Raw genomic sequence first — 25,668 nt, forward strand, 5'->3', positions numbered from 1 at the left:
GGCCGGATCACTTCAGGAAGTCGGGGACGTCCAGGTCCTCCGAGATACGGCGCGGGTTCTCGTCGTACAGCGGCGGCACCTCCACACGCTCGCCCTGCTCGCGCGAGACCTCCTGCCGGTTGAACGAGCCGTGCACCACGACGGCGGGCTCGTCGAGCGTGCGCGGCACGTCGTCCGAACCCTCGTCGTCGATGATGCGGGGCAGCGTGGAGACCGGCGAGGGCTGGTGCACCGGCGGGACTGACGGCGGCATGCCGTTGCCGTGGTGGTGCTCCGGTGCGCGGCGCGCCGCGTCGGACACGTCGGGCAGCGGCACCGGCGCGGTCGCGGGGCTCCGCGTCGCCGCGGGGCTCGTGACGGCACCGGCCACCTGGCCGAGCGCGCGGTTGTCCTTGCGCTCCTTGGGCAGGCCGCCGTCGAAGCCCGCCGCGATGACGGTGACGCGGACCTCGTCGCCCAGGGCGTCGTCGATGACCGTACCGAAGATGATGTTCGCCTCGGGGTGCGCCGCCTCCTGCACCAGGCGAGCGGCCTCGTGCACCTCGAAGAGACCGAGGTCGCTGCCACCCTGGATCGACAGCAGCACGCCGTGCGCGCCGTCGATCGAGGCCTCGAGCAGCGGCGACGAGATCGCCAGCTCCGCGGCCTGGACCGCACGGTCCTCGCCGCGGGCCGAGCCGATGCCCATGAGCGCGGAGCCCGCACCCTGCATCACCGACTTCACGTCCGCGAAGTCCAGGTTGATCAGGCCGGGCGTGGTGATGAGGTCGGTGATGCCCTGCACACCGGAGTGCAGCACCTGGTCGGCCGAGTGGAACGCCGCGATGGCCGACACGTTCCGGTCCGACATCGACAGGAGCCGGTCGTTCGGGATGACGATCAGCGTGTCGACCTCCTCGCGGAGGTTCTCGATGCCGCTGTCGGCCTGCACCGCGCGGCGCCGGCCCTCGAACGTGAACGGCCGGGTGACCACCCCTACCGTCAGCGCGCCGAGCGAGCGCGCGATGCGTGCGACGACGGGCGCGCCGCCCGTTCCGGTGCCGCCGCCCTCGCCCGCCGTCACGAAGACCATGTCGGCGCCGCGCAGGACGTCCTCGATCTCCTCCGCGTGGTCCTCCGCCGCCTTCTTGCCGACCTCGGGGTCCGCGCCGGCGCCGAGGCCGCGCGTGAGCTCCCGCCCGACGTCGAGCTTGACGTCGGCGTCCGACATCAGGAGTGCTTGTGCGTCTGTGTTGATCGCGATGAACTCGACGCCCTTGAGGCCGACCTCGATCATGCGGTTGACGGCGTTCACACCACCGCCGCCGATACCGACCACCTTGATTACTGCCAGGTAGTTCTGCGGAGTTGCCACGTCGTCTGCCTTTCGATCGGGTCCCGAGTCCCGACTCTCATCCCAGAACCCTCAGGTTGAGGTAGAGGGTTAGAGTTATGTCAGGTTGCTGCTGAGTTCGACGGTAGGTGCGTCGTCGAGGTGTGTCGAAGACATCGTTGCGCGTGTCGCGCACCGATGCACGCGAGAAATCACACGGATGTCATTTTGGGACGCGACCAGTCTGACCAGGGACGTCAGAAGCCCGATCTGCGGTGTTCCGCGCCTGACCTGCGACGTCACGAGTCCGACCTCGGCGTCATTCACCCCAGCGGGGGCGAAACCGGCAGGTGCTGGTCAGCGCGTGACCGGCAGGGCAGGCGACGACACGTCGATGGTCCTGGCCGACGGCTCCGCGCGCAGCAAGGTCTGGGCCACCTTGATCTTGAGCTCGACCTGCGCCCCGCTCCCCCACCGGATCACCCGTCCGTCCGAGAGCGTTGTCCGCACGTCGTCCTGCGTCGCCGCGCTGACCGTCTGGACGCGGCCCGCGAACTTCCGCGGCAGAGCGCCCAGCACCTCGAGCGCAGCGTTCATGGCGCGCCGGCCGGCCTCGTCGTCGGTGAGCGAGACCACTATCGACGGCAGGCGGTCGGGGACGTCCTCCACCGTGCCGACCCGCACACCCTCGGCGTCCATCAGCGCGTACACGTCGCCCGGCTGCGGGACGGCGGCCACCGGCTCGCGGGACGTGAGCCGCACCGTCAGGCCGTCCGGCCACGCGCGCGTGATCGCCACGTTCTTGACGGCGTTCATCGCGAGGATCTCCTCGCGCAGACCCACGGTGTCGATCCGCGGCAGCGGTATGCCCGCCTCGTCGGTCACGGCCTCGCGCACCTGCTCGACGTCGACGGTGGTGCCCTGCCCGGACACCTGGACCTGCGCCGGGTCGAGCGCGAGCAGCGGCGAGAAGAACGTCACCCACACCAGGCCGGCGGTGACCGCCAGCGCGAGGGCGGTCCAGCCGATCCGGCGCCACATGCGGTAGCGGGCCATCGCCGTACGTTCGGCGAGCCGGTCGGCCAGCTGGTCCGACACCACGGCGTCGCGGCTGCCCGACGGCGTCGGGCGAGCCGTGCCGGGGCGGCTCGCCGGGAGCGGCTCCGGCGCCGGCCCTCGCGGTGCCGGCTGTTCGACCGAGCGCCGCGGGGCCGGTGCCTTCGCACCGGCCGGCCTGCGGCCGGGCCCGCCCGGCGCAGCAGGCCGCTGAGCGGACTCCTGCGCCGGACCCCTGGCGCCACGAGCGGTCGGCCCCGTGGCCTCCTGGCCGTCGTACTCGTGCTGTGCCGGACCCTCACCTGGGGGGCGCGGCCGTGCCGTGCCCGCGGCGCGAGGACGCGCGGGCGGTCGCATCAGTCCTCGCCCAGCCCCGTCGCCACGCGGCCGTTCAGGCGCGCCAGGACGGCGGGCCCGAGCTGCGTCACGTCGCCGGCACCGACCGTGAGCACCACGTCGCCCGGCCGGGCGAGGTCGGCGATCGCGTGTGCGGCATCCAGACGGTCCGGGACCGCGTAGACCGCGCCGTGGTCGGCCATCAGGTCGACGATGGTGCTCGCGGTGATCGTCGGGTCGGGCTCCTCGCGGGCACCGTAGATGTCCGTGACCACCACCTCGTCGGCCGCGGACAGCTCCAGCGCGAACTTGTCGGCGAAGAACTTGGTGCGCGAGTAGAGGTGCGGCTGGAACAGGACCAGCACGCGGCCGCCGTCGGCGATCTCGCGCGCGGCGGTCAGGATGGCCCGGATCTCCGTGGGGTGGTGGGCGTAGTCGTCGATGACGCGGACGCCGTCGGCGGTGCCCTTCTCCTCGAAGCGACGGCCCGTGCCGACGAACGCCTCGACGCCCGCGACCGCCTGCGCGGGCTCCACGCCCAGCTTCACCGCGGCGATCACGGCGGCGGTCGCGTTGAGCACGTTGTGCTTGCCCGGGACCGAGAGCCGCATCAGGATGCCAGGCACGTTGCCTGACACGCCGGCGCCGTCGGCCACCTGCTCGTTGGTGCCGAGGATGTCGCCGCGCAGTACCGCCGTGGTGCCCTCCGGCGTCGTCGAGATGTCCGTGACCCGCACGCGCGCCGTGTCGCTGGTGCCGTAGGTGATGACGTGGCCACCGGTCGCGCAGATGGTGGCGCCCACAGAGAGCGAGCCCTCGTCGTCGGCGCACGCGATGAGCCAGCCGTCGGAGACCAGGCGGCGCGCGAACCGGATGAACGCTCCGCTGAACGCCTCGGGGGTGCCGTAGTGGTCCAGGTGGTCCGCCTCGACGTTCGTCACCACGGCGATGGTCGGCGTGTAGTTCAGGAACGAGCCGTCCGACTCGTCGGCCTCGGCCACGAGCACGTCGGACGTACCGAGGTGACCCCCCGGCGTCGAGCCGTTGGCGGTCCGGACGGTGCTGCCGATCGCGTACGACGGGTCGAGACCCGCCTCGCGCAGGATCGTCGCGATCATCGCCGACGTCGTCGTCTTGCCGTGCGCTCCGGCGACGGCGACGCCGCGCCGGCCCTCCATCAGCGCGGCCAGCGCCTGCGAGCGGTGCAGCACGTTGAGGCGGCGGGCGCGGGCGGCGGCCAGCTCCGGGTTGTCCTCGTGCACGGCGCTCGAGATCACCACGGAGTCCACGCCGGTGAGGTGGGCCGGGTCGTGTCCGACCCACACCTTGACGCCCTCGGCCCGCAGGGCCTCCAGCGTCTCCGAGTCGGCGGCGTCCGAGCCCTGCACGGGCACGCCGCGCCCGGCGAGCAGGCGCGCCACCACGGACATGCCCGCTCCGCCTATCCCGATCATGTGGACGCGTCCGAGCTTCGCGACCTGATCCGTCATCTGATCCGTGACCGTGGTGCTCATGACCTGACCTCCGTGGTGTCGGTACCTGCTGACCGTACGGCTTGCTCGACGAGATCGACGACACGTGCGGCGCCGTCGGTGGTGCCGGCCGACCGAGCGGCCTTCGCCATGACACCGAGCCGCTCGCGGTCCGCGAGCAGCGGGGGAACGTTCGTGGACACCCACTCGGGTGTCAGGTCCGCGTCGTCCACCAGCAGGCCGCCGCCGGCCTGAACGAGCGGCGCGGCGTTCAGCCGCTGCTCGCCGTTGCCGATGGGCAGCGGAACGTAGATCGCGGGGATGCCGAGCGCTGCCTGCTCGCCCACCGAACCCGCACCGGAGCGGCAGACCACCAGGTCCGCCACCGCGTAGGCGAGCTCCATCTGCTCCAGGTACTCGCGGACCTGGTAGCGCCGGCGGTCGAGGTCGGGGACCGCCGCCAGCGTCTCGAGCACCTCGGGACTCCTGCCCTTGCCGGTCAGGTGCAGCACCTGCGCGCCAGCTGCGAGGATCTGGGCGGCGACGCCGGACACCCCGCGGTTCAGGTTCACCGCACCGAGGGAACCGCCGGTGACGACGAGGGTCGGCAGCGCCGGGTCGAGACCCAGCTCGGCGGCGGCACGGACGCGGACGCCCGCTGCGTCGGCCTCGCGCTCCTGCACGAGACCCGCGATCGCCTGCCGCAGCGGCAGTCCCGTCAGGACGCCGCCGCGCAGCGGGGTGCCGGCGAAGGTGAGCCCGACCCGGGCCGCCCACCGGGCACCCAGGCGGTTGGCCAGGCCGGGACGCATGTTCTGCTCGTGGATCACGATCGGGATGTCCTTGCGCCGGGCCGCGAGGTACGCCGGCGTGGACACGTAACCGCCGAACCCGATGACCGCCTGCGCGTCGATCTCGTCGATCGCGTCCTCCGCCGACTTCACCGCGGCGGCCAGCCTGCCCGGCAGCCGCAGCAGGTCCGGGCTGGGACGCCGCGGCAGCGGCACACGCGGGATGGGCCGCAGCTCGTAGCCGCGGGCCGGCACGAGCTCGGCCTCCAGACCGGTGGTGGTGCCGAGCGCTAGCACGCGCGCGCCGGGCTCCCTGCGCCGAATCTCGTCGGCCACCGCGAGCAGGGGGTTCACGTGTCCTGCGCTACCGCCACCGGCGAGCACCACCGACACAACTGCTGAGCTCATCATCACCTTCTCGTCGTCGCCCGGCCGAACGGCGCGGGCGGATCGGTGCGCGGCCACCCCGCCGCGACAAGACCTGAGGTGCTGGATCTCGTCACGGATGGGGCCGCCGTGCACATTTCTACCGTCTACGAACCGCGCCGCCCAGCACAGCCAGTGACTTGCGGACGACGCTACCGCGTGCAGCCAGTGCCTTGGCAGCCCCTGGCTCGGTCCGGGCGAAAGAGATCACCATCCCGAGCGCCGCCATCGTCGTGATGAGCGCGGACCCACCCGCTGACACCAGCGGGAGCGGCACCCCGATCACCGGCAGGACGCCGATCACCACGCCGATGTTCACGAACGCCTGGCCCACGATCCAGCAGCCGACGGCGGCGGTGGTCACCTTGACGAACGGGTCGGTGTGCCGCCGGATCACCCGGCTCATCGCCAGCCCGAGCACCGCGAAGAGCGCGAGCACCAGCACCGTGCCGAACAGGCCGAGCTCCTCGCCGATGACGGCGAAGATGAAGTCGTTGTGCGCCTCGGGCAGGTAGTTCCACTTCTCGCGGCTCCCGCCGAGGCCCACGCCCCACAGCCCGCCGGTGCCCAGGCCGAACAGGCCGTGCAGCGACTGGTAGCAGTCGGAGGCCGCGTCGCACTCGGCGCCGTAGGTCGCGATGATGCGCTGGAGGCGGTCGCCGCCGTCCTGCTGCAGGATGAAGACGTAGCCCACGACGAAGGCCGCGAGCACTCCGCCGAGCGTCATGAGGGACATGGGCACGCCGGACACGAAGAAGGCGCCGGCCACCAGGAGGCCCATCACGAGCGCCGTGCCGAGGTCTCCCCCGGCGAGCACCAGCCCGAGCACCAGCACGGCCCCGGGCGCGGCGGGCAGGATCGCGTGCGACCAGCTGCCGAGCAGGGCCTGCTTGCGACCGAGCACCGTGCCGAGCCAGATCGCGAGCGCCAGCTTGGCGAGCTCGGACGGCTGGAAACGCACCGGCCCGAACACCAGCCAGTTCTGCTGGCCGTTGGTGACGTCCCCCATGAAGATCACCGCGACGAGCAGCACCAGCGCGATCGCGAGACCGGGCAGCGCGAGACGCTTGTACCAGCGGACCGGCAGGTGGGCGGCGACCAGCAGCACGGGCAGACCCATCAGCGCGTACTGCGCCTGGACCAGGAACGCCGCGTACGGCGACTCGTCCGCGGCGATCGACGTCACCGTCGAGCTGGACAGCACCATGATCAGGCCGATGACGGTCAGCAGCCCCGTGACGCCCACCAGGAGGTAGTAGCTGGAGACGTTCGAGTTCCACTGGCCCAGCCAGGAACGCGCAGGAGCGCCGCGGTTCGTACTCGTCGTGGCCATACCCGTCCCTCCGGCTCAGGCGGTGAGCTCACGCACCACGCGTGCGAACTCCTCGCCGCGCTGGGCGTACGAGGTGAACTGGTCCTGCGACGCACCGGCAGGGGCCAGCAGCACGGTGTCCCCCGGCTGGGCCAGGTCCCGCGCTGCGGCTACCGCCCGGTGCATCACGGACCCAGTGTCACCGGGATCGATCACCACCACCGGGATCTTCGGCGCGTGTCGGGCCAGCGTGTCGGCCAGCGGCCGGGGGTCCGCGCCGATCACGACTGCCGCGCGCATCCGGTCGGCGCGGGACGAGACGAGCTCGTCGAACGTGGCGCCCTTGGGCAGCCCGCCGGCGATCCACACGACGGTGCCGTGCGCGAAACCGGCCAGCGAGGCGGCCGCGGAGTGCGCGTTCGTCGCCTTCGAGTCGTTCACGTACGTGACGCCGTCCGCCTCGGCGACGCGCTGGATGCGGTGCTCGCTCGGCCCGAAGGACCGCAGTCCGTCGCGGACGGCGGACGCGGGCACGCCGTGCGCACGGGCCAGGGCGGCGGCGGCCAGGGCATCGGCAACGATGTGCGTGGGCACGACACCGTTGTGGTCACCCAGCTGCTCGAGGTCGGCGAGGGTGCCGAGCTCCGCGGCGCTCTTGCGGCGGTCCGGATCGTCGCCCGCGGCGTGGAAGGCGCGGTCCACGAGGACGTCGTCGACGAGGCCGAGGTCCCCAGGGCCCGGCATGCCGGCCACGAAGCCGACGGCGCGCGCGCCCTCGACGACGTCGGCCTCGCGCACCAGCTCCTCGGTCCTCTTGTCCGCGGCGTTGTAGACGCAGGCGACCTTCACGTTCTCGTAGATGCGGCCCTTGTCGCGCGCGTACGCGTCGATGGAGCCGTGCCAGTCGAGGTGGTCCGCTGCGACGTTGAGCACCGCGCCCGCTTCCAGCGACATCGTGTGCGTGAAGTGGAGCTGGAAGCTCGACAGCTCCACCGCGACCACGTCGAGCGTCGGGTCGAGCGCCGCCTCGACGAGGGACCTGCCCACGTTGCCCACGGCGGCGGTGCGCAGGCCGGCGGCCCGCAGGATCGCGACCAGCATCTCGACGGTGGTCGTCTTGCCGTTGGAACCCGTGATGCCCAGCCACTCGGCGGGCTGGTCGGAGCCCAGGCGGTCGACCCGCAGGCGCCAGGCCAGCTCGGGCTCGCTCCACACGGGCACGCCCGCGGCCAGCGCCGCAGCGACGACCGGGTGGTGCGGCGCGAAGCCCGGCGAGGCGACCAGCAGGTCCGCCTCGGCCAGCACGGCGGCCGCAGCGTCGGCGTCGAGCCCGCGGTGGTCGGCGTCGTCGGCCTTGTCGTCGACCGTGACCAGGGAGGCGATCCGGGGCGCCAGGACGCGCTGCAGCGAGCGGCCGGTGACGCCGAGGCCGGCCAGGACCACCCGGGCCTCGGCGAGCGGGACGCGCGGCTCGACCGTCCCGTAGGTGTCCGAGCCGGCCGCGTCCGTCACGAAGCGACCCACTCGGCGTAGAAGATGCCCATGCCCAGGCCCGCGAGCAGGCCGGCGATCAGCCAGAACCGGATGACGATCGTGACCTCGCCCCAGCCGGACAGCTCGAAGTGGTGCTGCAGCGGCGCCATCTTGAAGACCCGCTTGCCCGTCATCTTGAAGAATCCGACCTGGATCACCACCGAGGAGACGATGACCACGAACAGCCCACCGAGCATCACCGCGAGCAGCTCGGTCCGCGACAGGATCGACAGGCCCGCCAGCGCGCCGCCCAGGGCGAGCGAGCCGGTGTCGCCCATGAAGATCTTGGCGGGGTTGGCGTTCCACCACAGGAACCCGACACACGCGCCCGTGACCGCCGCGGCGACGATGGCCAGGTCCTGCGGGTCGCGCACCTCGTAGCAGCGTGGTCCGGCTGTGGCGACGAGCTGGCACGACTGGTTGAGCTGCCAGATCCCGACCAGCACGTACGCGCCGAACGTGATGATCGAGACGCCGGTGGCCAGGCCGTCCAGGCCGTCGGTCACGTTCACCGCGTTGGACCACGCGGACACCAGCAGGTTGGCCCAGATCACGAAGAGGATGAGGCCGACGGTGGCGCCGGTGGCGCCGACGAGCGACAGGTCGAGGTCGAAGTCCGTGTCGCGCAGGAACGAGATCTTGGTCGACGCCGGGGTGCGCGAGTTCTCGTTGGGGAACTGCAGCGCGAGCACGGCGAACGAGACGCCGACGACGCCCTGCCCGATCAGCTTGGCGCGCGGGGTCAGTCCGAGGGAGCGCTGCTTGCGGATCTTGGTGAAGTCGTCGAGGAACCCGATCAGGCCGAGGCCCGCCATGAGGTAGAGCGCGAGCAGCGCCGACACGCTCGGGAGCCGCTGCGAGACCAGCATCGAGGCAGCGACGCCGAAGACGGTCGCCGCGATGATGACGACGCCGCCCATCTGGGGCGTGCCGCGCTTGATGAAGTGCCCGGTGGGGCCGTCCTCGCGCACGAACTGGCCATAGTTCTTGTGGATCAGGAACTTGATGAAGACCGGTGTGCCCAGCAGGGCGACGAACAGCGCCACCGTGGCGCTGACCAGGATCGCGATCACTTGTTGTTGTCCTCTATGGTCTTGGCGCCCGACAGGTGGTCCCCGAGCGCGGTCAGCCCGGCACCGAGGGAGGACTTCACGAGCACGACGTCGCCGGGCTCCAGCGACTCGTCCAGCAGCTCGCGGGCGGCGGCGATGTCGGGCACGAAGATCGACTCCGAACCCCAGGAGCCCTCCTGCATGGCGCCCTCATGGATGTGGTAGGCGCCCTGGCCGACCACCACGAGCTGCTTGATGTTCAGCCGCACCACGAGCCGGCCGATCTCGTCGTGCGCCGCACGGGCGCTGTCGCCGAGCTCGAGCATCTCGCCCAGCACCGCAACGGAGCGGCGGGTCCGGCCGGACACCACCGCGAGGGTGCGCAGCGCGGCCTTCATCGAGTCCGGGTTGGCGTTGTACGCGTCGTCGATCACCGTGACGCCGTCGGGCCGCTCGGTCACGGCCATCCGGTGCGGGCTCAGCGCGGTGGCCTCGGAGAGCCGCTTCGCGACGTCGGCCACCGGCACGCCGAGCCGCAGCGCCACCGTCGCGGCAGCGAGCGCGTTGCTCACGTGGTGCGCTCCGACGAGCTTCAGCGCGACGTCGGCGCGCTGCTCGTCGGCCTCACCGCCGCGGGCGACGCGCAGCGTGAAGCTCGCCCTGCCCATGGGGTCGATGGTGATGTCCTCGGCGCGGACGTCGGCGGACGGGATGGTGCCGAAGGTCTGGACGGTGGTGCCGGGACCGGCCAGGCTCGCCATGGCGACGACCCGCTGGTCGTCGGCGTTGAGCACCACGGAACCACCGTCGACGACGCCGGAGACCATCTCGGACTTGGTCTTCGCGATGATCTCGACGCTGCCGAAGTGGCCGATGTGGGCGACGCCCACCGCGAGCACGACACCGACGTCGGGCGGCGCGATGCCCGTGAGGTAGGCGATGTTGCCGAGTCGGTCGGCGCCCATCTCGAGCACCAGGTAGCGCGTGGCTGCGGTGACCCGCAGGACCGTCAGCGGCAGGCCGATCTCGTTGTTGAACGAGCCCTTGGTGAAGACGATCGCGTCCTCGCCACCCGCTTGCGGGGTGAGGAGCTGGCCCAGCAGGTCCTTCGTGGTCGTCTTGCCCACCGAGCCGGTCACGGCCACGACCTGAGGCACGACGCCGCCGTGGGCGCCGCTGCGCGCCGTCGCCAGGACGTAGCGCGCCAGCTCACCGATAGCCGCCTGGGGGTCGTCCACCACCACCGTCGGCAGGCCGTCCAGCTCGCGGGACGCCAGCACCAGCGCGGCACCAGCGGCCACCGCGGTGGCCGCGTAGTCGTGACCGTCCACCCGGTCGCCCGGGAGCGCCACGAAGAGCACACCGGGCGCGGCGTCGCGCGAGTCGATGATCACCGCCCCCGTGACCGTGACGTCCGGGTCGGCGTGCAGCCGCCCGCCGGTGGCTGCAGCGACCTGGGCCGCAGTCAGCTCGATCATGCCTGTGGTGTCCTCTCCTGCACGGGGTCCTGCTCTGGCTACGCGTACTGCTGGGGCCTGCTGGGGTTACAGGTACTGCTGGGGTTACAGGTACTGCTGGGCTTGCACGTACTGCTGGGGTTACACGTTCTGCTGGGGTACGACTGCCCGGTCCGCCAGCGCTGCGCGCGCCTCGACGCGGTCGTCGAGCTGATGGTCCACGCCGGCGATCTCCTGGACGGTCTCGTGCCCGCGGCCCGCGACCAGCACCGTGTCGTCCGGGCCGGCAGCGAGGATCGCGGCGCGGATGGCGTCCGCGCGCGGGGCGACCTCGTGGACCTCCACGGTACGCGAGCCGCTGCCGTCCGCCGCATCGACGGTGCGGCTCGGCGTGCCGTCGATCCCGGTGCCCGCGAGCACCTCTGCCCGCACCTTCGCGGGGTCCTCGTCGTGGGGGTCGTCGTCGGTCACGTAGACCACGTCCGCGCCGCGGACGGCGGCGGCGCCCATGAACGGCCGCTTGCCCGGGTCGCGGTCGCCCGTGGCGCCGAAGACCACGGAGAGCTTGCCCGGCGTCGTCGGGCGCAGGGCGGCGAGACTGAGCTCGAGCGCCTCGGTGTTGTGCGCGAAGTCCACGACCACGCGCGGTGCGGTGGCGAGCACCTCCATCCGGCCGGGGACGGTGGCGCTGAGGCCGTCGCCCGCCGCCAGCGCGTCGGTCACGTCGCGGATGTCCGAGCCGCCCTCGAGCACCATCGTCACCGCGAGTGCAGCGTTGGCCACGTTGTAGCCGCCGGGCAGCGAGGTGGAGGTGCGCAGGGTGCGCCCGTCGCGGTGGGTGAGGGTAAAGGCGGATCCGGTGCCCGACGGCGCGACGTCGGTCACGGTCCAGTCGGCGTCCTTGCCGGGGAGCGTGGTGAGCGTCGCGACGGGGATCTGCGCGGCCTGCGCCATGCGCTCGCCCCAGGTGTCGTCGATGGTGACGACGCCGCGGCGGGCGCGGGCGGGCGTGAACAGGTCGGCCTTGGTCGCGAAGTACGACTCGAAGTCGCCGTGGAAGTCGAGGTGGTCCTGGGTCAGGTTGGTGAACCCGGCGACGCCGAACACGACGCCGTCGACCCGGTGCTGCGCGAGTGCATGGGAGGAGACCTCCATGGCGAGCGTGCGCACGTGGTCCTCGCGCATCGCGGCGAGCAGGGCCTGCAGGTCGGCGGCCTCGGGGGTCGTCAGGACGCTCGGGATGACGCGGTCCCCGGAGCGGGTCTCGACCGTGCCGATCAGGCCGCCCTTCCAGCCGAGCGCCCGGAGCAGGTGGTCGAGCTGGTAGGTGGTGGTGGTCTTGCCGTTCGTGCCCGTGACGCCGAAGGTCATCAGGTCCTCGGCGGGGTTGCCCAGTACCCAGGCGGCGACCTGGCCGAGGATGGCGCGGGGATCCTCGTCGGCGACGAGCACCGGGACTTCGTTGCCGGTGTCGATCAGCTCGGCTCCGCGCGCATCCGTGAGGATGGCGCTGGCCCCGCGCGCGACGGCGTCGGCGGCGAACTGCGCGCCGTGCGAGCGAGCACCGGGGACTGCCACGAAGAGGTCTCCCGGCCTGGCGACCCGGTTGTCCGAGGCCACGCAGGTGACCGCGGCATCAGCGGGATGACCTGGGGCGATGGTGAGGCCGAACGCGGCGGCGAGGTCGGAGACCTGGCGCGCGGTGGTGGCCGCCGGGCGGATCCGGTCGAACGGGGATGTCACGGGGTAGAACCTACCGCGTCCGGGGGTAGGGGCCTGTCCTGTCTGTGGGGCTTGGGTGGTGGTTGTGGGGTGGTCAGCAGGGGCTCGTGCACCTTCGGCGAGCCGGGCCGAAAAACCACCCGGCGGACTCTGTCCAGAGAAGGGCAAGGCTAGAAATCGTACCGATCGTCGTGGGCCAATCTCTTCGCCATCCGCGCGCGATCACGGCGTTTGACCTCGCCATATACGTCCTCGGCAACGTTCCGATACACCTCGACCCAGTCGATGGGAGCACCAGATCTAGCAGCGCGTTCTCTCACCTGGTCTGCCGGCAAGTTGATCGACAGGTCTTCTATCTCGCCGAAAATCTCGGCGATGACGTCCGGTGGACCACCGACCTCGACAGACCTCATGTAGTACTCGCAAAGCCCCTGCAGCAACGCAATTTCCTGATACTCGGACAACACACGATCGACCAGTCGATAGAAAACCGACAGTTCAGTCAACGACGCGAATTCATCAGAAATCTCGCCCGAATCAATATCAATAGCAAACGAAATCTCGTCGCTGTTCTCACACACATTGCGAACCGCATCGTATGAAGCAAAGTGATATCCAACCCCCTTTAAAAGCAGGGCAATATCAGAGATGGGGGCCAATGAATAGAGTGACGTCAAAATCTCCATGATTGGACCTATTAGAAGTGACTCGTCCGCGTCTTCGTAATTCATCGCCTATCCCCACCAACGCAGAACATCTCGACTCTAATCTCCGACTCCGATGGATCAGTAGAACCAATTGCTCCAATCACTGCCAGCGGGCACCCCTCGCTCTAGACTCGAACGGAACGAGACTCTCCCCTGCAGGCGGGGCCCCCAGGCGATCCCAGTAGATCCAGAGATGCCCGCTCCGAGGGCACCTGAACATGACAGTTGCCTGCGTGTAGAGCTGATCGACCGCCACGCTGTCGGAAGGGTCGTCGAACACGGAGTCCGCGATCAGATTCCACTGGTAGGGGTGCGGGATATCCCCGCTCGTTGAAATGATGTAGCCGCACACCCAGTTGAACTTGGCCATCAGTGCAGCATCACGCCATCAGCAAGTCGCAAGTAGAAACCTGCTCCCATCGGCTTCCAGTCAAGACGTTCCAGCTCCCGTTTCGACCGGAGCAGCCAGTCGGCAGGCCCGCCCGGCCAGTCCTCAAAGCCTCGTGGAGTGAGGTCGCTAGGAACCATCGTTTCCTCACCATGGAGACGACGCAGGACCGCAATAGTCTTCGCCTGGTTCTCTTCTGAGAGGTCGCCGTCCACTACCTCCCACGTCACTTCATCGAGCATGAACCAGTCATGAAGTCCAGAGATCAGTAGAGCTCTCATCGCCTCGGTTGTTATGGCACCTTGGGCAGGCTCACCGCGCGAGGGTTACAGCTTCCGGTAGCGATCCCGATCGCCTCTCCATGAACGTCGCCACGTCGTCCTTCTTGGATCCTGCAACTGCTGACCTAGTTCGACAGGTTCGATGCCTGAACACAGCGACGTCGGATGTCACGTCACAGGACGACGCTGGTCTCGTCGATTTCATCCACCAACCAGAGGACACCATTTCCGTCGAGAACCCATGTTTCACCATGTCGCTCAGCGGCGATCCGGCGCCCCGTCTGTACGAACAGTGACTCCCAGCAACACTCAACCCAACATGGCGTCAACGTCGCCACTACCGGCGGCCAAATTTCCCCAGATCGCACGTCAGCCCGTTCCGCGCGAAGATCTGCCTCGAACTCCGGGCCCATGTCCCCAAACACAGTCAGGTATCAGCCAGCTTCGTCGACGAACTGAACCGTTGCGTCCGACGCAGTTGTCGCACCAAGCCCCACCAAGACCCGTTCGACGTGGGCGTAAAACCCTCGGTCCGCGGCGAGAAGCAATGCGCCCTTCATTCGGGTACTCAACGAACGCCACAACCCACGCGAACTCCAGAGTAAAGATCACCGAGTTTCCAACAGCTTGCCGAATTCAAATGACCCCCTCAGGGAACCCAAAGTGCTCACCCCCCTCGCTCACCAACCTCCATGCCTCAATGTTTCCAGACGTGTCTGGAAATGCCTCAAAAATCAGATCGTCCGCGAGCGCAAGCCGGAGGTGACCTGCAGCTCCATGAATAATTTCTTTAACGCGAATGTTGCGCGATCGAAAGGCTCCATTTATCACGGAAATCCTCTGGTCGAACATCGTCATATCGGTCGATTTTCCTCCTGGTGCCGGGTAGAGAAGATCTCGGCTCCCTACGAGGATCTTTTCCTGCCGGACGAGCCTCGACGGGCACTGTACGTGGAGTCGAAGACTCCCAGGCGGCCCTCCACGAGGGTCAAAAGACAGCACAACCAGATCAAGCGCCCGCCCGATCGAGGCTACTGAAACACCGAGAAGGCGCGAGTCGATTTTCGCTGACCAGTTATCCGCATCCAAAAATTTGCCGCCCCTCCCTAACGATCCTGTGATAGTCGTATCCCTTTCCCGTAATTCGGTCGTGCAACTGGCGACGCTGATCTGGCGTGACCTTCTGCCCTAGACCGTGCTCAATTTCCTTGATCGCATCGTTGAACTGCTTATTCTCTGCCTGATTGCCTCGTGGTGCATGATAACCATCATCGTCAACATCTTCCGCATCCCAATCACCGAGGACGCTGTCCCAATCGAACCCATCGAACGGACCGCCACCACCAGCATTGTGGACCAGGACGTCTTGTACACCGACGTGGTAAGTGTGCAGGCCGGAAACTGTAAGATTATAAGCCGCATCCGACTTAATTGACCCCAGGTCGAGAACACGGGTAACAGTCAGAGCGCTACCATCGGCACCCAACACCTCTTCCCCCGCATCTAGTTCCTGCGCACCTTCCCACGCCTGATCGGTCACCGACCAGAACGGATGGTCCTCGGTCGTGACGATCAGCTCGCCGTCGACCTCGAACTCAAACAGGTCATCTTGATGGACCCACACGTGCGTGACCTTGCGCGCGGCCTCCTCGCCACCCTCGGGATCGGTCGCGATGACCTCGTCACCAACCTCGATGTTCTTGATCTGCTTACGTGATCCATCGGCCATGAGCACAGGCGTAGCACCAGCGAAGCTGCATGCAGCTCCCCAGGGGATCTCGTCAGCAGTTTTTGTAGCGTCTGCGACTTCGTCGCCGTGGCTGGCGACGTTGGGCCCGGGGATGAAAAGGGTAGCCGCCGACAGGGCAGCGTCACCGTTGCTGCTGTCTTCGTAGGCGGAGCAGCCCTTCTGCTTGCAAGCCAGGTCCAGGCCCAGGTTTGCTGCTTCGGCAAGTGGGCTGACCCAGCTGGCATTCGTGAGGGCCTGTTCGGATCCCGGCGAATACAAACCGGCCAGGAGCAAGTCATAGGCGAGAGTGTGCTGCGGGCCCTTGTAATCACTATGCAGGTCCACGGCATCATCGCCCCAGTTCCATTCCGAGCCATCGACCACATCAGGAATCCCTGTCGAGATGGTCATAGGTCCGGAGTAAGTGCCTGTGCCCCAGCCGGTGTTCCACCCGTCACTGTTGGAGCCTTCACTGCGGAGGTACGCCTTGGACTTGGGGTGGCTGAAGCTCACGCCGTCCTGGTGCCACGGTCGTGGTTCGAGCCCGTCAGGGTCCCACCACGTAGTTGGGTTGTTGTTGGCGTACGTGTACGCGTTCCACTGCTGTGGATCGGCCAGGTCCATAACGGGGTCCACGGTCAGGAACCTGCCAACCGTTTCGTCGTACCACCTAGCCCCCACCAGGGTCAGGCCCGTGGCACCGTCCCGGACCTTGCCGAGGAACTCATGGTCGCCAGGAGCCGAGACTCCGCCACGTTGCTCACCGAACGGCAGCGTGTAGTGCTTGTCCACGCTCGTGGTGATCGACGTGACCGCATGCGACCCGGCAAACTCACCCGCGTCCGTGGAGTCACCGTCCGCGTTGAGGTCCCTGCTGCCCTCGTAGTCGTAGCCCCTCTGGGTCGTCACTCCGCCGTCGACGTCGCCAGCAAGTCCGCGAGTCCTGTAAGTCTCGTCGGTGCGATTGCCAAGAACGTCGTCGTACTGGAAGGACGCCCAGTACGGAGCAGACCCGCCCAGTGCGGCGGTCGACTTCGCCAGCGCACAGTTGCCCGTAGCAGGCGTCCATGCCTCGGTCAGATGGCGCAGCGCGTCGTACTGATAGCACTGTTGGTCCGCGGCGCGGCCCGCCGTGGTCGGCTTGTCCTTGGCGCTGAGGACGTTGCCGGCGTCGTCGTACGCGTACCTGATGTCGAGCTCGGTTCCGCCGATCCGTTCGCGGTCAAGCTTCACGTTCATCAGCCGGCTGGTGCCGACCTCGTAGCCGTAGGACACGACGGTGCCGTAGGTGTTACCGAGGTCGAGATAGGACAACCGGCCGAAGACGTCGGTGCGGCTGGAGGCGACGTACGTACCCCACCCGAACCCGCCACCCATCCACTCGGCGACGCTCGTCTCGTCGTCGAAGTGGGTGGTCACCGTCTCCTTGCTCAGCCCACCGGCGGCCGGATACGTGGTCGAGGCGACCTGCCCGTCCGCCGTGTAGGTGACCTTCTGCTCGTAGGTCCCCGAAAGGCCCGCCATCTTGGTGTTGGTGTCTGGGATGACGGTCACGGTGCGCGTCGGACGATAGGCCGCGTCGAACCCGGTCAGGGCCGTGACGAACTCGCCGCTCCCGTCGGCCGACGGCGCAACGCGGGTCGAGCTCGTGACCTGGCCCTTGGCCGACGGCGGGTTCGTGCCGGCGTAGGAGGTCAAGACGTCATACGTCCACTTGGCGCGGAGTGCGCCTGTGCCGGCCGTGTCCTGCCGGACCGTCTTACGGCGCCCCAGCTGGTCGTAGGTGTAGTGCAGCTTCTGGTTCGCGCCGTTCATCACCCAGGTGACCTGACCTGCGGCGTCGTACTCCGTTTCCGTCTTGCCGGCGTCCGGGTCGATGGCCACGACCTGTCGGCCGAGCTTGTCGTACTGGTACTCCCATTTGTTGCTATCGGGGTCAAATACCTTGGACAGCCGTCCCGCCTTGTCGTACTCATACTTCGTGGTCTGCTCGTCCAGGTCCAGCACGCCGGCCAGCGTGCGGACCGACAGGTCCTTGACCGGGTCACGGAGGAACTGGCTCAGCGCCACGGTCCGGCCACGGGCGTCGACCTTGGTCTGGGTCGGGGTCGCGCCGTCCGGAGGAATGACGGTCGTAGTGGCACCGTCGTAGTGCGTGGTCGTGCGCCACCGCTCGTAGGCCGCATTCGAGATGGTCCCCGTGAACAGGGCCTCGGTCCGGACTCGTCCTAGGCCGTCGTAAGTGAAGACCGTGGTGGCGTCCGGCTCGACGGCCGCACCCACCAGGGTCGTGCTCGGCTTCCCGGTCGCGAGCCAGCCTGAGGTGGTGAACCAGACCCGGCCGTTCCCGTCGTACTCCGTGTCGGTGATGAGCCGGCCGTTGACGGCTTCCTCGTCGCCGTCCAGCGACTCGGTCTGCGTCTGGATGGGCCGCAGCAGACCGTCGTACAGGGCCACGGACACGTGGTACTTGACCCCGTCCGCGGCGAGCGTCTTGGTGGTCACCGCGTTCACACCGGTGCGCGATGTCGAGTAGGCGTACGTGACGTTCGCCGACTTGCCCTGGCGGTCCGGGTACGTCACCGACAGCAGGCGGCCGGCGGCATCGTAGGTCGCCGTAGTCAGGTGGCCGTTCGGGTCGCTCACCTTGGTCGGTACACCGAGCAGTGGGTGCAGGGTGGTCGTCGACTCGTGTGCTGTCAGGGTGACGCCGTCACCGTCGCCATCGCCCGTGCCGTCCGGATCCGGGCTCTTGGTGGTCACCGTGGCAGGGACACCATAGGACTCCGCATATCGAGTCTCGGATACCCGCCCCAACGGGTCGGTCGAGCTCTCTACACGGCCCCGGTCGTCATACACCGTGTGCACGGTCGGAGACGCGTTGTTGAGAGCACCATCCTTGTCGTTCGTCTTGACGCTCGTCGGCAGCCCTCGGTCGCCAGGATCGTCATAGCTGATCTCTGACGCCCCGATCAACTGGTCGGGAGTGGTCTCCGTGATGGCGCAGCGCACGCTGACCGTCTTGGTCGTAATCGGCACCACGAAGTGCTTGGCGCTGTCTTTCAGATAGCCGGTGGTGGTGCAGATGTCGTCCGACGTCGTGTTGTCGTCAGCCGTCTCCGAGAACGCCCCGTAGTCGTTGACCTTGGTGACCTCTCCGTGCTCGCCGTACTCCGTATCGGTGCGCGTCACGTACTCCTGCGAGCCGTCGGCCGTGTACGACGCGGTGTAGACGTCCATCCGGGTGGTCCGGGTGGCGACCAGCAGGTCATCCGTCCCGGCACTACCCGTTCTCGCCGTCTCCTCTGCCTCGGGGATGGTGATCGTCTTGGAGACCCCGGTCTGCCCGTTGAGCACCGTGGTCACTCCCGACCTCCAGCCTCACCTGCCCCGACGGCTGACCGAAGAACGACTGCCAGGGCGTCTTCTCGTCGAGCGCTTCGACCTCGTGGCCGCACCGGGCGGCGGTGGCCAGGGCGTCCGACATCGTGGGCTCTTCGACGGGGCACTCCAGCACGGGCTCGTCGCCCAGGCTCATCGCCGACAGCATCCCGTCGGCAGCGCCGGTCGCGACCAGAGCTGATGCACCCGTCGCGAGCACCAACAGTGCCGTCATCGCGGCTACCGCGCTGCCGGCACGCGTCCGGATCCCTCGCGCCGAACGCTCCCACACCGCACTCGCCGTTCGACGCGCCCCACCCATGCCCAAAACATCCGCATAGGGGAGATTAAGGGGTAAGAAGGAACCAATCTTACCGAATTGCGGGTGAACTATTACCCGCTGAGGGTGATGTTTCGAGGCTACGGACGAGGGCCACGCAGGCCCTCGTCCCGGTCGCCCTCGAGCACCGCGATGCGGTGCTCGAGCCGCCTGATCCGGTCGTACAGGTCCACCAGGGTCACGCCGTCGGCAACGACGCCCGGCCGGTGGCGGTGCCGCCGGACGAAGTCCTCACGGCTCTCCCCGGCTCCCTGCTGGAACGTGCTGGGGCTGGCGTCCCAGCCCGTCGGCTCCGGGCGGCTGCCCGCGCCCGTCGGCTCCGTACCGCTCGGGAAGAGCGGCTCACGGAGCTTCTTCTGCAGACGCCTGATGAGCACGCCGCCGAAGATCACCGCGAGCAGCGCGCCCAGCGGGATCACGAGCCAGAACAAGGGGGTCTCGAACATGGCTGCAGGCTAGCGGCGGTCCGGAGCTGGCGGCACTGTTGACCCAGCACTGTTTACGCAGGTGAGGTGTGTTGCTGTGAGTAGACGATGTCTACTCACAGCAACACACCTCGCAGACCAACACCTTCTGCCGGTCGGTCCCGGCGGAGGCAATCCGCTACCGCGACACCAGGTCCGGCAGTTCGCCGTCCACCAGCCCGGACGTGTGCAGGTGGCACGCCACCAACCGCCCCTCCTCGGCCTGCGCCGTCCGCCCCAGCACGGGCAGCTCCGTGCGGCACACGTCCATGGCGTGCGGGCACCGGGGCGCGAACGGGCAGCCCGGCGGACGCTGGGACAGGTCCGGCGGCGCGCCCGGGATGCCGGTGAGCTCCCGCCGCGGCCCGTGCAGCGGAGGGAACGACCCGAGCAGCCCTGCCGAGTACGGGTGCCGGGGCTTCGCGTAGACGTCCCGCGCGACCGCCGTCTCCACGATCTCGCCCGCGTACATGACGGCGATCCGGTCGGCGACCTCGACGAGCAGCGACACGTCGTGCGTGATGAGCACGACGGAGAACCCCAGCCGCTCGCGCAGCTCCATGACCTGCTCCAGGATCTGGCGCTGCATGACGACGTCGAGTGCCGTCGTGGGCTCGTCCATGATGAGCACCTGCGGCTCCAGCGCGAGCGCCATCGCGATCATGACGCGCTGCCGCATGCCGCCGGAGAGCTGGTGCGGGTAGGACCGCAGCCGGTCCGCCGAGATGCCGACGAGCCGCAGCAGCTCGGCCGCCCGCTCCCTGGCCTCCTCGCGCCGCATCCTGGGCCGGTGCGCGAGGATGCCGTCGATGAGCTGGCGGTCGACCCGGAACACCGGGTTGAGCGAGCTCATCGCGCCCTGGAACACGATGGCGATGTCGCGCCAGCGGGCGGCCCGCAGCTCGGCGTCGGACAGGGAGAGCAGGTCCGCGCGCTTGCCGTCGCGGCCCGTGAGCCACACCTCGCCGCCCGTGATGAGACCGGGCGGCGACAGGAGCCTGGTAGCCGCGTAGGCGAGGGTGGACTTGCCGCAGCCCGACTCCCCCGCCAGCCCCAGCACCTCGCCGCGGTTCAGGGTGAGCGAGACCTCCCGCAGCACGTGCGTTGGATCGTCGCCGAACCCGTAGTCGACGCTCAGGTTCCGGATCTCCAGGACCGGGTCCGACGGCGTCGGCGCCTGGGCCTGCGCGCTCGTCTGGGTACTGATGTCCGTCTGGCTCATGACCGTGCCTCCCGCACCACCGGGGTGAACCCCACGCGCGGTCGGATGCCCCGGCGGCGCAGCGAGCGTGCGTGCAGGCCGGTGGACCGCAGGCGGGGGTTGACGATCTCGTCGATACCGAAGTTGACCAGCGTCAGGGCCATACCCAGCAGGGCGATGCACGCGCCGGCGGGCACGAACCACCACCACGCGCCACGCTGCAGCGCGAGGTTGTTCTGCGCCCAGAACAGGATGGTGCCCCAGTTCCACTCGCTGACCGGCGTGATGCCGATGAACGACAGCGTGACCTGGGACAGCACGGCGAACGTCACGGTGCCGACGAAGCCGGAGGCGATCACCGCCGTCAGGTTGGGCATCACCTCGGCGAGCACGAGGCGCCACGTGCGCTCACCGTTGGCCCGTGCCGCCTCGACGAAGTCGCGCTTGCGCAGCGACAACGTCTGGGCCCGCAGCACACGTGCGCCCCACGCCCAGCCGGTGGCGCCGATGACGAGCGCCACCGTGAGCCCGCCCGCAGACGGCAGCTGCGCGGCGATCAGGATGATCAGCGGCAGCTGCGGGATCACGAGGAACATGTTCGACAGCGCGGACAGCGACTCGTCGCCGATGCCGCCGACGAAACCGGCGGTCACGCCGACGAGCACGCCCACCACCGTGGCGCTCACGCCGGCGACCAGGCCGACGACGAGCACGCCACGCGTGCCGACCACGAGCTGCGACAGGATGTCGCGGCCCGTGTGGTCGGTCCCGAGCCAGTGCGCCGCCGACGGCGGGCTGAGCAGCGCGTCGCTCACCTGGTTCGGGTCGTACGGCGCGATCCATGGGCCCAGCAGCGCGAGCAGCGTGAAGAAGCCGAGGATGACCAGGCCCGTGATCACCTTGCCGTTGCGCAGGAACATCAGCCGGTTGTTCATCGGTCCTCCGTCCGGGTGCGGGGGTCGAGCAGGGCGTAGGCGAGGTCGGCCACCATGTTCGCCACGAGGACGGACAGGGTGATGACCAGGAAGCAGCCCTGCATCAGCGGGTAGTCGTGCGTGGAGACCGCCTGGTAGAGCGTGTAGCCGATGCCCTGGTAGGAGAAGACCATCTCCATGATCAGCGTGCCACCGACGACGAAGCCGAGGGACAGGGCGAAGCTGGAGACCTGTGGCAGCACAGCGTTGCGGGCCGCGTAGCCGAGCATGACCTGGCGCTCGGGCAGGCCCTTGGCGTGCGCGACGGTGACGTAGTCCTCCGAGGAGACCGTCACCATCATGTTGCGCATGCCGAGCACCCAGCCCGCCACCGACGACAGCACCACGGTGAGGGCCGGCAGGAAGCCGTAGTAGACGACCGAGCCGATGAACTCGCCCGTGAACGCGGGCACCAGGCCGCGGTCGTAGCTGCCGCTGGACGGGAACCAGCCCAGGTTCACCGACAGGACCGCGATGGTGATCAGGCCGAGCCAGAAGTACGGCACCGCCTGGAAGAAAGTCGCCACGGGCAGCAGCCCGTCGGCCCATGTACCGCGGCGCCAGCCGAGGAACGTGCCGATGAGCGAGCCGATGACGAACGCGATGATCGTCGCCACGCCGACCAGCCCGACCGTCCACGGGAGCGACTGGCTCACGATGTCCGCGACCGGCGTCGGGAAGTGCGTGAAGGAGAGGCCCAGGTCGCCCCGGAACAGCAGGCCCCAGTAGTCGACGTACTGCTGCCACAGGCTGGTGTCCTGGTCCAGCCCGAACAGCACGCGCAGCGAGTGCTCGGCATTGGAGTCGATGCGGCCCTGCATGCGGCCCAGCAGAGCCGTCACCGGGTCGCCCGGCAGCAGGCGCGGGATGAAGAAGTTGATAGTGATGGCGGCCCACGCGGTCAGCGCGTAGAACGCGACCCGGCGCAGCAGGAAGCTCATGCGTTCCCCTCCCCACCGCTGGTCGAGACCCCACCGTCGATCGAGCCCGCACCGCCGGTCGAGCCTGTTGCGACCCCCGAACCCGCAGGCACCAACGGCCGGTCCTCCCGGTCGCTGTACCCCCAGCAGGCCGCCGACCGGCCGGCCGACACCTCGATCAGCTCCGGCGTCTCGCGCCGGCACAGGTCGGTTGCGTACGGGCAGCGCGGCGCGAACCGGCACCCGGGCGGCGGGTCCACCAGGCTCGGCGGCTCGCCGCCGGTCCCCTGGTCCCGCACGGCCGCCGCACCGGCGCCGGCAAGGTCGTCCGGGTCGGGCGCTGAGGCCACGAGCAGCCGGGTGTACGGGTGCAGCGGCTCCTGGGTGACCGACTCGCTGTCCCCGGTCTCCATGACCTGCCCCGCGTACAGCACGGTGGTCCGGTCGGCGAAGTACCGCGCGGAGGCGATGTCGTGCGTGATGTACAGGACGGCGATCCCGAGCCGGTCACGGAGATCGGCCAGGAGGTTGAGGATGCCGAGCCGGATCGAGACGTCGAGCATCGAGACGGGCTCGTCCGCGAGCAGCACCTCGGGCTCCGCCGCGAGCGCCCGCGCGATGGCGATGCGCTGCCGTTGCCCGCCGGACAGCTCGTGCGGGTACTTGTCGACGTACCGCGCGGCGGGCGTGAGGTGCACGCGCTCCAGCAGCTCGGTCAGGGCAGCCTCCAGCTGCGCTCCCTGCAGCCTGCCCCGGTGCAGCCGCAGCGCACGGGTCAGGGTGTAGCGCACGGGATGCACGGGGTTGATGGAGGCGAACGGGTCCTGGAAGATCATCTGCACGCGTCGCACGTACGCGCGGAATGCCCGCCGGCCGCGCACCTGGACCTCGGTGCCGTCGAGCAGGACGTGGCCGGCCGTGATCGGGATCAACCCGGCCAGCAGCCGGGCGACCGTGGACTTGCCGGAGCCCGACTCCCCCACGACGGCCAGGACCTGGCCGCGGTGGAGCTCGAGGTCGACGCCGTCCACGGCGTGGATCGCCCGGGCGGGCGGACGGCCGGCGATGCGGCGTCCACCCGCCCGGAAGTGCTTGGTGAGGCCGTGCGCGGCCAGCACCGGTGTGCTCTGACTCATCAGCCTTCCGCGGGCTCGAGGTTCATCAGGATCTGGGCGGCCTGCACGCCGGTCGGCTGCGGCTGGTTGTAGGGGTCCTCCTCGGAGGGCCAGCCCACGTAGTTCTGCGTCGAGTACTGCGCGGTGGCCGGGCGGGTCCAGATGGCGATGCCCGGCACCTCCTCGACGAAGACCTTCTGGACGGTCTCCAGCGCGGCGGCACGGGCGGCCTCGTCGGGCGCCGCGGCGTAGTCGGCGAGCGCCTGGGTGGCGTCGTCGTTCTGGAACCGGCCGAAGTTCCACGTGGCCGGCTCGCCCAGCTTCTTGTAGTGGGCGCCGTCCATGATGTCGGAGTACATGTCCCACGGGGTGGCGCCGCCGTCGGTCCAGTGCAGGGTGGCCTGGAAGTCGCCGCCGGGGATGACGTCGGCGAACCAGCCGTCCTGGTTGACGGGGTTGACCGTCGCGGTGGCGCCGAGCTCGGCTGCCGAGTTCTTGATGAGGTCGAGGGCGGTCAGGTAGTCGTTCCAGCCGGCGGGGTTCACCAGCTCGAACGTGACGTCCTCGCCGTCGGGGTCGACGAGCTTCTCGCCCTTCCAGGTGTACCCGGCGTCCTCGAGCAGGGCGCGGGCGCCCTCGACGTCGACCTCGTACTCCTGGCCGGCGTACTCGGGCGAGAGGAACTCCTCACCGGCGGGCAGGGGCAGGCCGGTCACGCTGGTCAGCGGGGGGTTCACGCCGGACGTCGCGACGTCGACGAGCTCCTGGCGGTCGATCACCATGTTGAGCGCCTGCCGGAACGCCTTGTCGTCGAACGGCTTGGTCTCGTTGTTCAGGTAGAGGACGTCGATGCCGAGGCCGCCCGCGGCGTACTGGTTGTAGTGCTCGGGGTCCTGGGCGATGTAGACGTTCTCGAAGTCGGCGATGAACGTCCAGCCCCACTGGGCCTCACCGGTGGTGAGCGCCGTGGTCAGGGCGTTGTTGTCGTTGTACGACGAGTAGCGGATCTCGGGCACGGCAGGCTCGCCGCCCCAGTAGTCGTCGCGGGCGACGACGGTGGCGGCCTGCGGCGTCCACGACTCGAGCGTGTACGGGCCGGTGCCGACCGGCTCGGGGTTGGTGTCGGTGGTCGGGTCCTCGACGTCGGCCCAGATGTGCTCCGGGACCATGACCAGGTCGTACAGCTTGGACTGGTTCACGAACTGCCCGGCCGTGAACGTCACCGTGACGGTGGTGCCGTCGGTCTCGATGGTGTCGTAGGGCAGGGCCGCGGCGTTGAGCGCGTCGAAGTCCTTGCGCAGCTGGATCGAGAAGGCGACGTCGTCCGCGGTGAACTCCTCGCCGTCGGACCAGGTCACGCCCTCGCGGGGCGTGATGACCGCCTCGGTGAAGTCCTCGTTCCACACCACGCTCTCGGCGAGCCAGGGGGACGGCTCCTCCGACGGCCGTGCCTGGTTACGCATCATCAGCGGCTCGTAGATGGTGAACGCGTAGCCGAGCGACAGCGCCGACGAGCCCGTGGCGAACGGGCTGTGGTTCTCCGTCTGCACGCCGTTCGGCATGCCGACGGTCAGGGTCTCCCCGCCTCCGGTCTGGGTGCTGCCTTCGCCTCCGCCGCCCCCGCCGCAGGCCGTGGCCAGCAGCGCGATGGCTGCCGCGGCTGCCGCCGCGGCGACGTGCTTGTGAATCCTCACGGTGT

At 69.0% G+C, this 25,668-nt stretch carries 20 protein-coding genes; all 20 read right to left on the reverse strand.

What is annotated here, in order from left to right; genetic code table 11:
- Positions 1–7 precede the first annotated feature (7 nt).
- Positions 8–1,354, reverse strand: a complete 1,347-nt coding sequence (ftsZ, locus tag AB0I32_RS00125) for a cell division protein FtsZ (RefSeq protein ID WP_357501592.1) — start codon at positions 1,352–1,354, stop codon at positions 8–10.
- 315 nt (positions 1,355–1,669) lie between these two features.
- Positions 1,670–2,725 carry an FtsQ-type POTRA domain-containing protein gene (locus AB0I32_RS00130; RefSeq protein ID WP_357501594.1) on the reverse strand — a complete coding sequence of 352 codons (1,056 nt, stop codon included), beginning with the start codon at positions 2,723–2,725 and terminating at the stop codon, positions 1,670–1,672.
- Positions 2,725–4,218 (reverse strand): UDP-N-acetylmuramate--L-alanine ligase, encoded by a 1,494-nt coding sequence (gene murC, locus AB0I32_RS00135; RefSeq protein ID WP_357501596.1) that lies wholly within the window; start codon positions 4,216–4,218, stop codon positions 2,725–2,727. The genes AB0I32_RS00130 and murC overlap by 1 nt, the downstream gene beginning before the upstream one ends.
- Positions 4,215–5,378: an undecaprenyldiphospho-muramoylpentapeptide beta-N-acetylglucosaminyltransferase gene (gene murG / locus AB0I32_RS00140; RefSeq protein ID WP_357501598.1), complete on the reverse strand. Its 1,164-nt coding sequence runs from the start codon at positions 5,376–5,378 to the stop codon at positions 4,215–4,217. Before murG ends, murC begins: the two co-directional genes overlap by 4 nt.
- Before the next feature lie 115 nt (positions 5,379–5,493).
- Positions 5,494–6,726 carry a putative lipid II flippase FtsW gene (ftsW, locus tag AB0I32_RS00145; RefSeq protein ID WP_357501600.1) on the reverse strand — a complete coding sequence of 411 codons (1,233 nt, stop codon included), beginning with the start codon at positions 6,724–6,726 and terminating at the stop codon, positions 5,494–5,496.
- A gap of 15 nt (positions 6,727–6,741) precedes the next feature.
- Positions 6,742–8,217, reverse strand: a complete 1,476-nt coding sequence (murD, locus tag AB0I32_RS00150) for a UDP-N-acetylmuramoyl-L-alanine--D-glutamate ligase (RefSeq protein ID WP_357501603.1) — start codon at positions 8,215–8,217, stop codon at positions 6,742–6,744.
- Complete coding sequence (gene mraY / locus AB0I32_RS00155; protein ID WP_357501605.1) at positions 8,214–9,311, reverse strand: phospho-N-acetylmuramoyl-pentapeptide-transferase; 1,098 nt, start codon at positions 9,309–9,311, stop codon at positions 8,214–8,216. Before mraY ends, murD begins: the two co-directional genes overlap by 4 nt.
- Positions 9,308–10,768 (reverse strand): UDP-N-acetylmuramoyl-tripeptide--D-alanyl-D-alanine ligase, encoded by a 1,461-nt coding sequence (gene murF, locus AB0I32_RS00160; RefSeq protein WP_357501607.1) that lies wholly within the window; start codon positions 10,766–10,768, stop codon positions 9,308–9,310. The genes mraY and murF overlap by 4 nt, the downstream gene beginning before the upstream one ends.
- 120 nt (positions 10,769–10,888) lie before the next feature.
- Complete coding sequence (locus AB0I32_RS00165) at positions 10,889–12,490, reverse strand: UDP-N-acetylmuramoyl-L-alanyl-D-glutamate--2,6-diaminopimelate ligase (protein ID WP_357501609.1); 1,602 nt, start codon at positions 12,488–12,490, stop codon at positions 10,889–10,891.
- A 149-nt stretch (positions 12,491–12,639) separates the two neighbouring features.
- Positions 12,640–13,200, reverse strand: a complete 561-nt coding sequence (locus AB0I32_RS00170; protein ID WP_357501611.1) for a hypothetical protein — start codon at positions 13,198–13,200, stop codon at positions 12,640–12,642.
- Between the two features lie 76 nt (positions 13,201–13,276).
- Positions 13,277–13,546 (reverse strand): hypothetical protein, encoded by a 270-nt coding sequence (locus AB0I32_RS00175; RefSeq protein ID WP_357501613.1) that lies wholly within the window; start codon positions 13,544–13,546, stop codon positions 13,277–13,279.
- The gene (locus AB0I32_RS00180) at positions 13,546–13,806 is read right to left on the reverse strand and encodes a hypothetical protein (protein WP_357501615.1); all 261 of its coding nucleotides are present in this window, start codon (positions 13,804–13,806) and stop codon (positions 13,546–13,548) included. Before AB0I32_RS00180 ends, AB0I32_RS00175 begins: the two co-directional genes overlap by 1 nt.
- A gap of 1,114 nt (positions 13,807–14,920) precedes the next feature.
- Entirely contained in the window at positions 14,921–18,940 is a 4,020-nt protein-coding gene (locus AB0I32_RS00185) for an RHS repeat-associated core domain-containing protein (protein ID WP_357501617.1), read from the reverse strand.
- Positions 18,858–19,190, reverse strand: a complete 333-nt coding sequence (locus tag AB0I32_RS00190; protein ID WP_357501619.1) for a hypothetical protein — start codon at positions 19,188–19,190, stop codon at positions 18,858–18,860. Before AB0I32_RS00190 ends, AB0I32_RS00185 begins: the two co-directional genes overlap by 83 nt.
- A gap of 185 nt (positions 19,191–19,375) precedes the next feature.
- Complete coding sequence (locus AB0I32_RS00195; RefSeq protein WP_357501621.1) at positions 19,376–19,741, reverse strand: hypothetical protein; 366 nt, start codon at positions 19,739–19,741, stop codon at positions 19,376–19,378.
- Between the two features lie 157 nt (positions 19,742–19,898).
- A complete protein-coding gene (locus tag AB0I32_RS00200) occupies positions 19,899–20,981 on the reverse strand; it encodes an ABC transporter ATP-binding protein (protein ID WP_357501623.1) in 1,083 nt (360 codons plus the stop codon).
- Positions 20,978–21,895 carry an ABC transporter permease gene (locus AB0I32_RS00205; protein WP_357501625.1) on the reverse strand — a complete coding sequence of 306 codons (918 nt, stop codon included), beginning with the start codon at positions 21,893–21,895 and terminating at the stop codon, positions 20,978–20,980. The genes AB0I32_RS00200 and AB0I32_RS00205 overlap by 4 nt, the downstream gene beginning before the upstream one ends.
- Positions 21,892–22,875, reverse strand: coding sequence for an ABC transporter permease (locus tag AB0I32_RS00210; RefSeq protein WP_357501627.1), 984 nt, complete (start codon positions 22,873–22,875; stop codon positions 21,892–21,894). The genes AB0I32_RS00205 and AB0I32_RS00210 overlap by 4 nt, the downstream gene beginning before the upstream one ends.
- Positions 22,872–23,990: an ABC transporter ATP-binding protein gene (locus AB0I32_RS00215; protein ID WP_357501629.1), complete on the reverse strand. Its 1,119-nt coding sequence runs from the start codon at positions 23,988–23,990 to the stop codon at positions 22,872–22,874. The genes AB0I32_RS00210 and AB0I32_RS00215 overlap by 4 nt, the downstream gene beginning before the upstream one ends.
- Complete coding sequence (locus AB0I32_RS00220; protein WP_357501631.1) at positions 23,990–25,663, reverse strand: ABC transporter substrate-binding protein; 1,674 nt, start codon at positions 25,661–25,663, stop codon at positions 23,990–23,992. The genes AB0I32_RS00215 and AB0I32_RS00220 overlap by 1 nt, the downstream gene beginning before the upstream one ends.
- Between the last annotated feature and the right edge of the window lie 5 nt (positions 25,664–25,668).

It is taken from the genome of Promicromonospora sp. NPDC050249 (assembly GCF_040656015.1).
In the GTDB taxonomy this organism is placed as follows: Bacteria; Actinomycetota; Actinomycetes; order Actinomycetales; family Cellulomonadaceae; genus Promicromonospora.

What these genes read in the sequence shown, in the direction of transcription:
- AB0I32_RS00200 (WP_357501623.1), bottom strand. Translation starts at nt 20,981, where the DNA reads ATGAGCCAGACGGACATCAGTACCCAGACGAGCGCGCAGGCCCAGGCG.
- AB0I32_RS00170 (WP_357501611.1), bottom strand. Translation starts at nt 13,200, where the DNA reads ATGAATTACGAAGACGCGGACGAGTCACTTCTAATAGGTCCAATCATG.
- ftsW (WP_357501600.1), bottom strand. Translation starts at nt 6,726, where the DNA reads ATGGCCACGACGAGTACGAACCGCGGCGCTCCTGCGCGTTCCTGGCTG.
- AB0I32_RS00190 (WP_357501619.1), bottom strand. Translation starts at nt 19,190, where the DNA reads ATGACGGCACTGTTGGTGCTCGCGACGGGTGCATCAGCTCTGGTCGCG.
- AB0I32_RS00215 (WP_357501629.1), bottom strand. Translation starts at nt 23,990, where the DNA reads ATGAGTCAGAGCACACCGGTGCTGGCCGCGCACGGCCTCACCAAGCAC.
- murC (WP_357501596.1), bottom strand. Translation starts at nt 4,218, where the DNA reads ATGAGCACCACGGTCACGGATCAGATGACGGATCAGGTCGCGAAGCTC.
- AB0I32_RS00180 (WP_357501615.1), bottom strand. Translation starts at nt 13,806, where the DNA reads ATGCTCGATGAAGTGACGTGGGAGGTAGTGGACGGCGACCTCTCAGAA.
- murG (WP_357501598.1), bottom strand. Translation starts at nt 5,378, where the DNA reads ATGATGAGCTCAGCAGTTGTGTCGGTGGTGCTCGCCGGTGGCGGTAGC.
- AB0I32_RS00175 (WP_357501613.1), bottom strand. Translation starts at nt 13,546, where the DNA reads ATGGCCAAGTTCAACTGGGTGTGCGGCTACATCATTTCAACGAGCGGG.
- murF (WP_357501607.1), bottom strand. Translation starts at nt 10,768, where the DNA reads ATGATCGAGCTGACTGCGGCCCAGGTCGCTGCAGCCACCGGCGGGCGG.
- AB0I32_RS00130 (WP_357501594.1), bottom strand. Translation starts at nt 2,725, where the DNA reads ATGCGACCGCCCGCGCGTCCTCGCGCCGCGGGCACGGCACGGCCGCGC.
- AB0I32_RS00210 (WP_357501627.1), bottom strand. Translation starts at nt 22,875, where the DNA reads ATGAGCTTCCTGCTGCGCCGGGTCGCGTTCTACGCGCTGACCGCGTGG.
- AB0I32_RS00205 (WP_357501625.1), bottom strand. Translation starts at nt 21,895, where the DNA reads ATGAACAACCGGCTGATGTTCCTGCGCAACGGCAAGGTGATCACGGGC.
- AB0I32_RS00195 (WP_357501621.1), bottom strand. Translation starts at nt 19,741, where the DNA reads ATGTTCGAGACCCCCTTGTTCTGGCTCGTGATCCCGCTGGGCGCGCTG.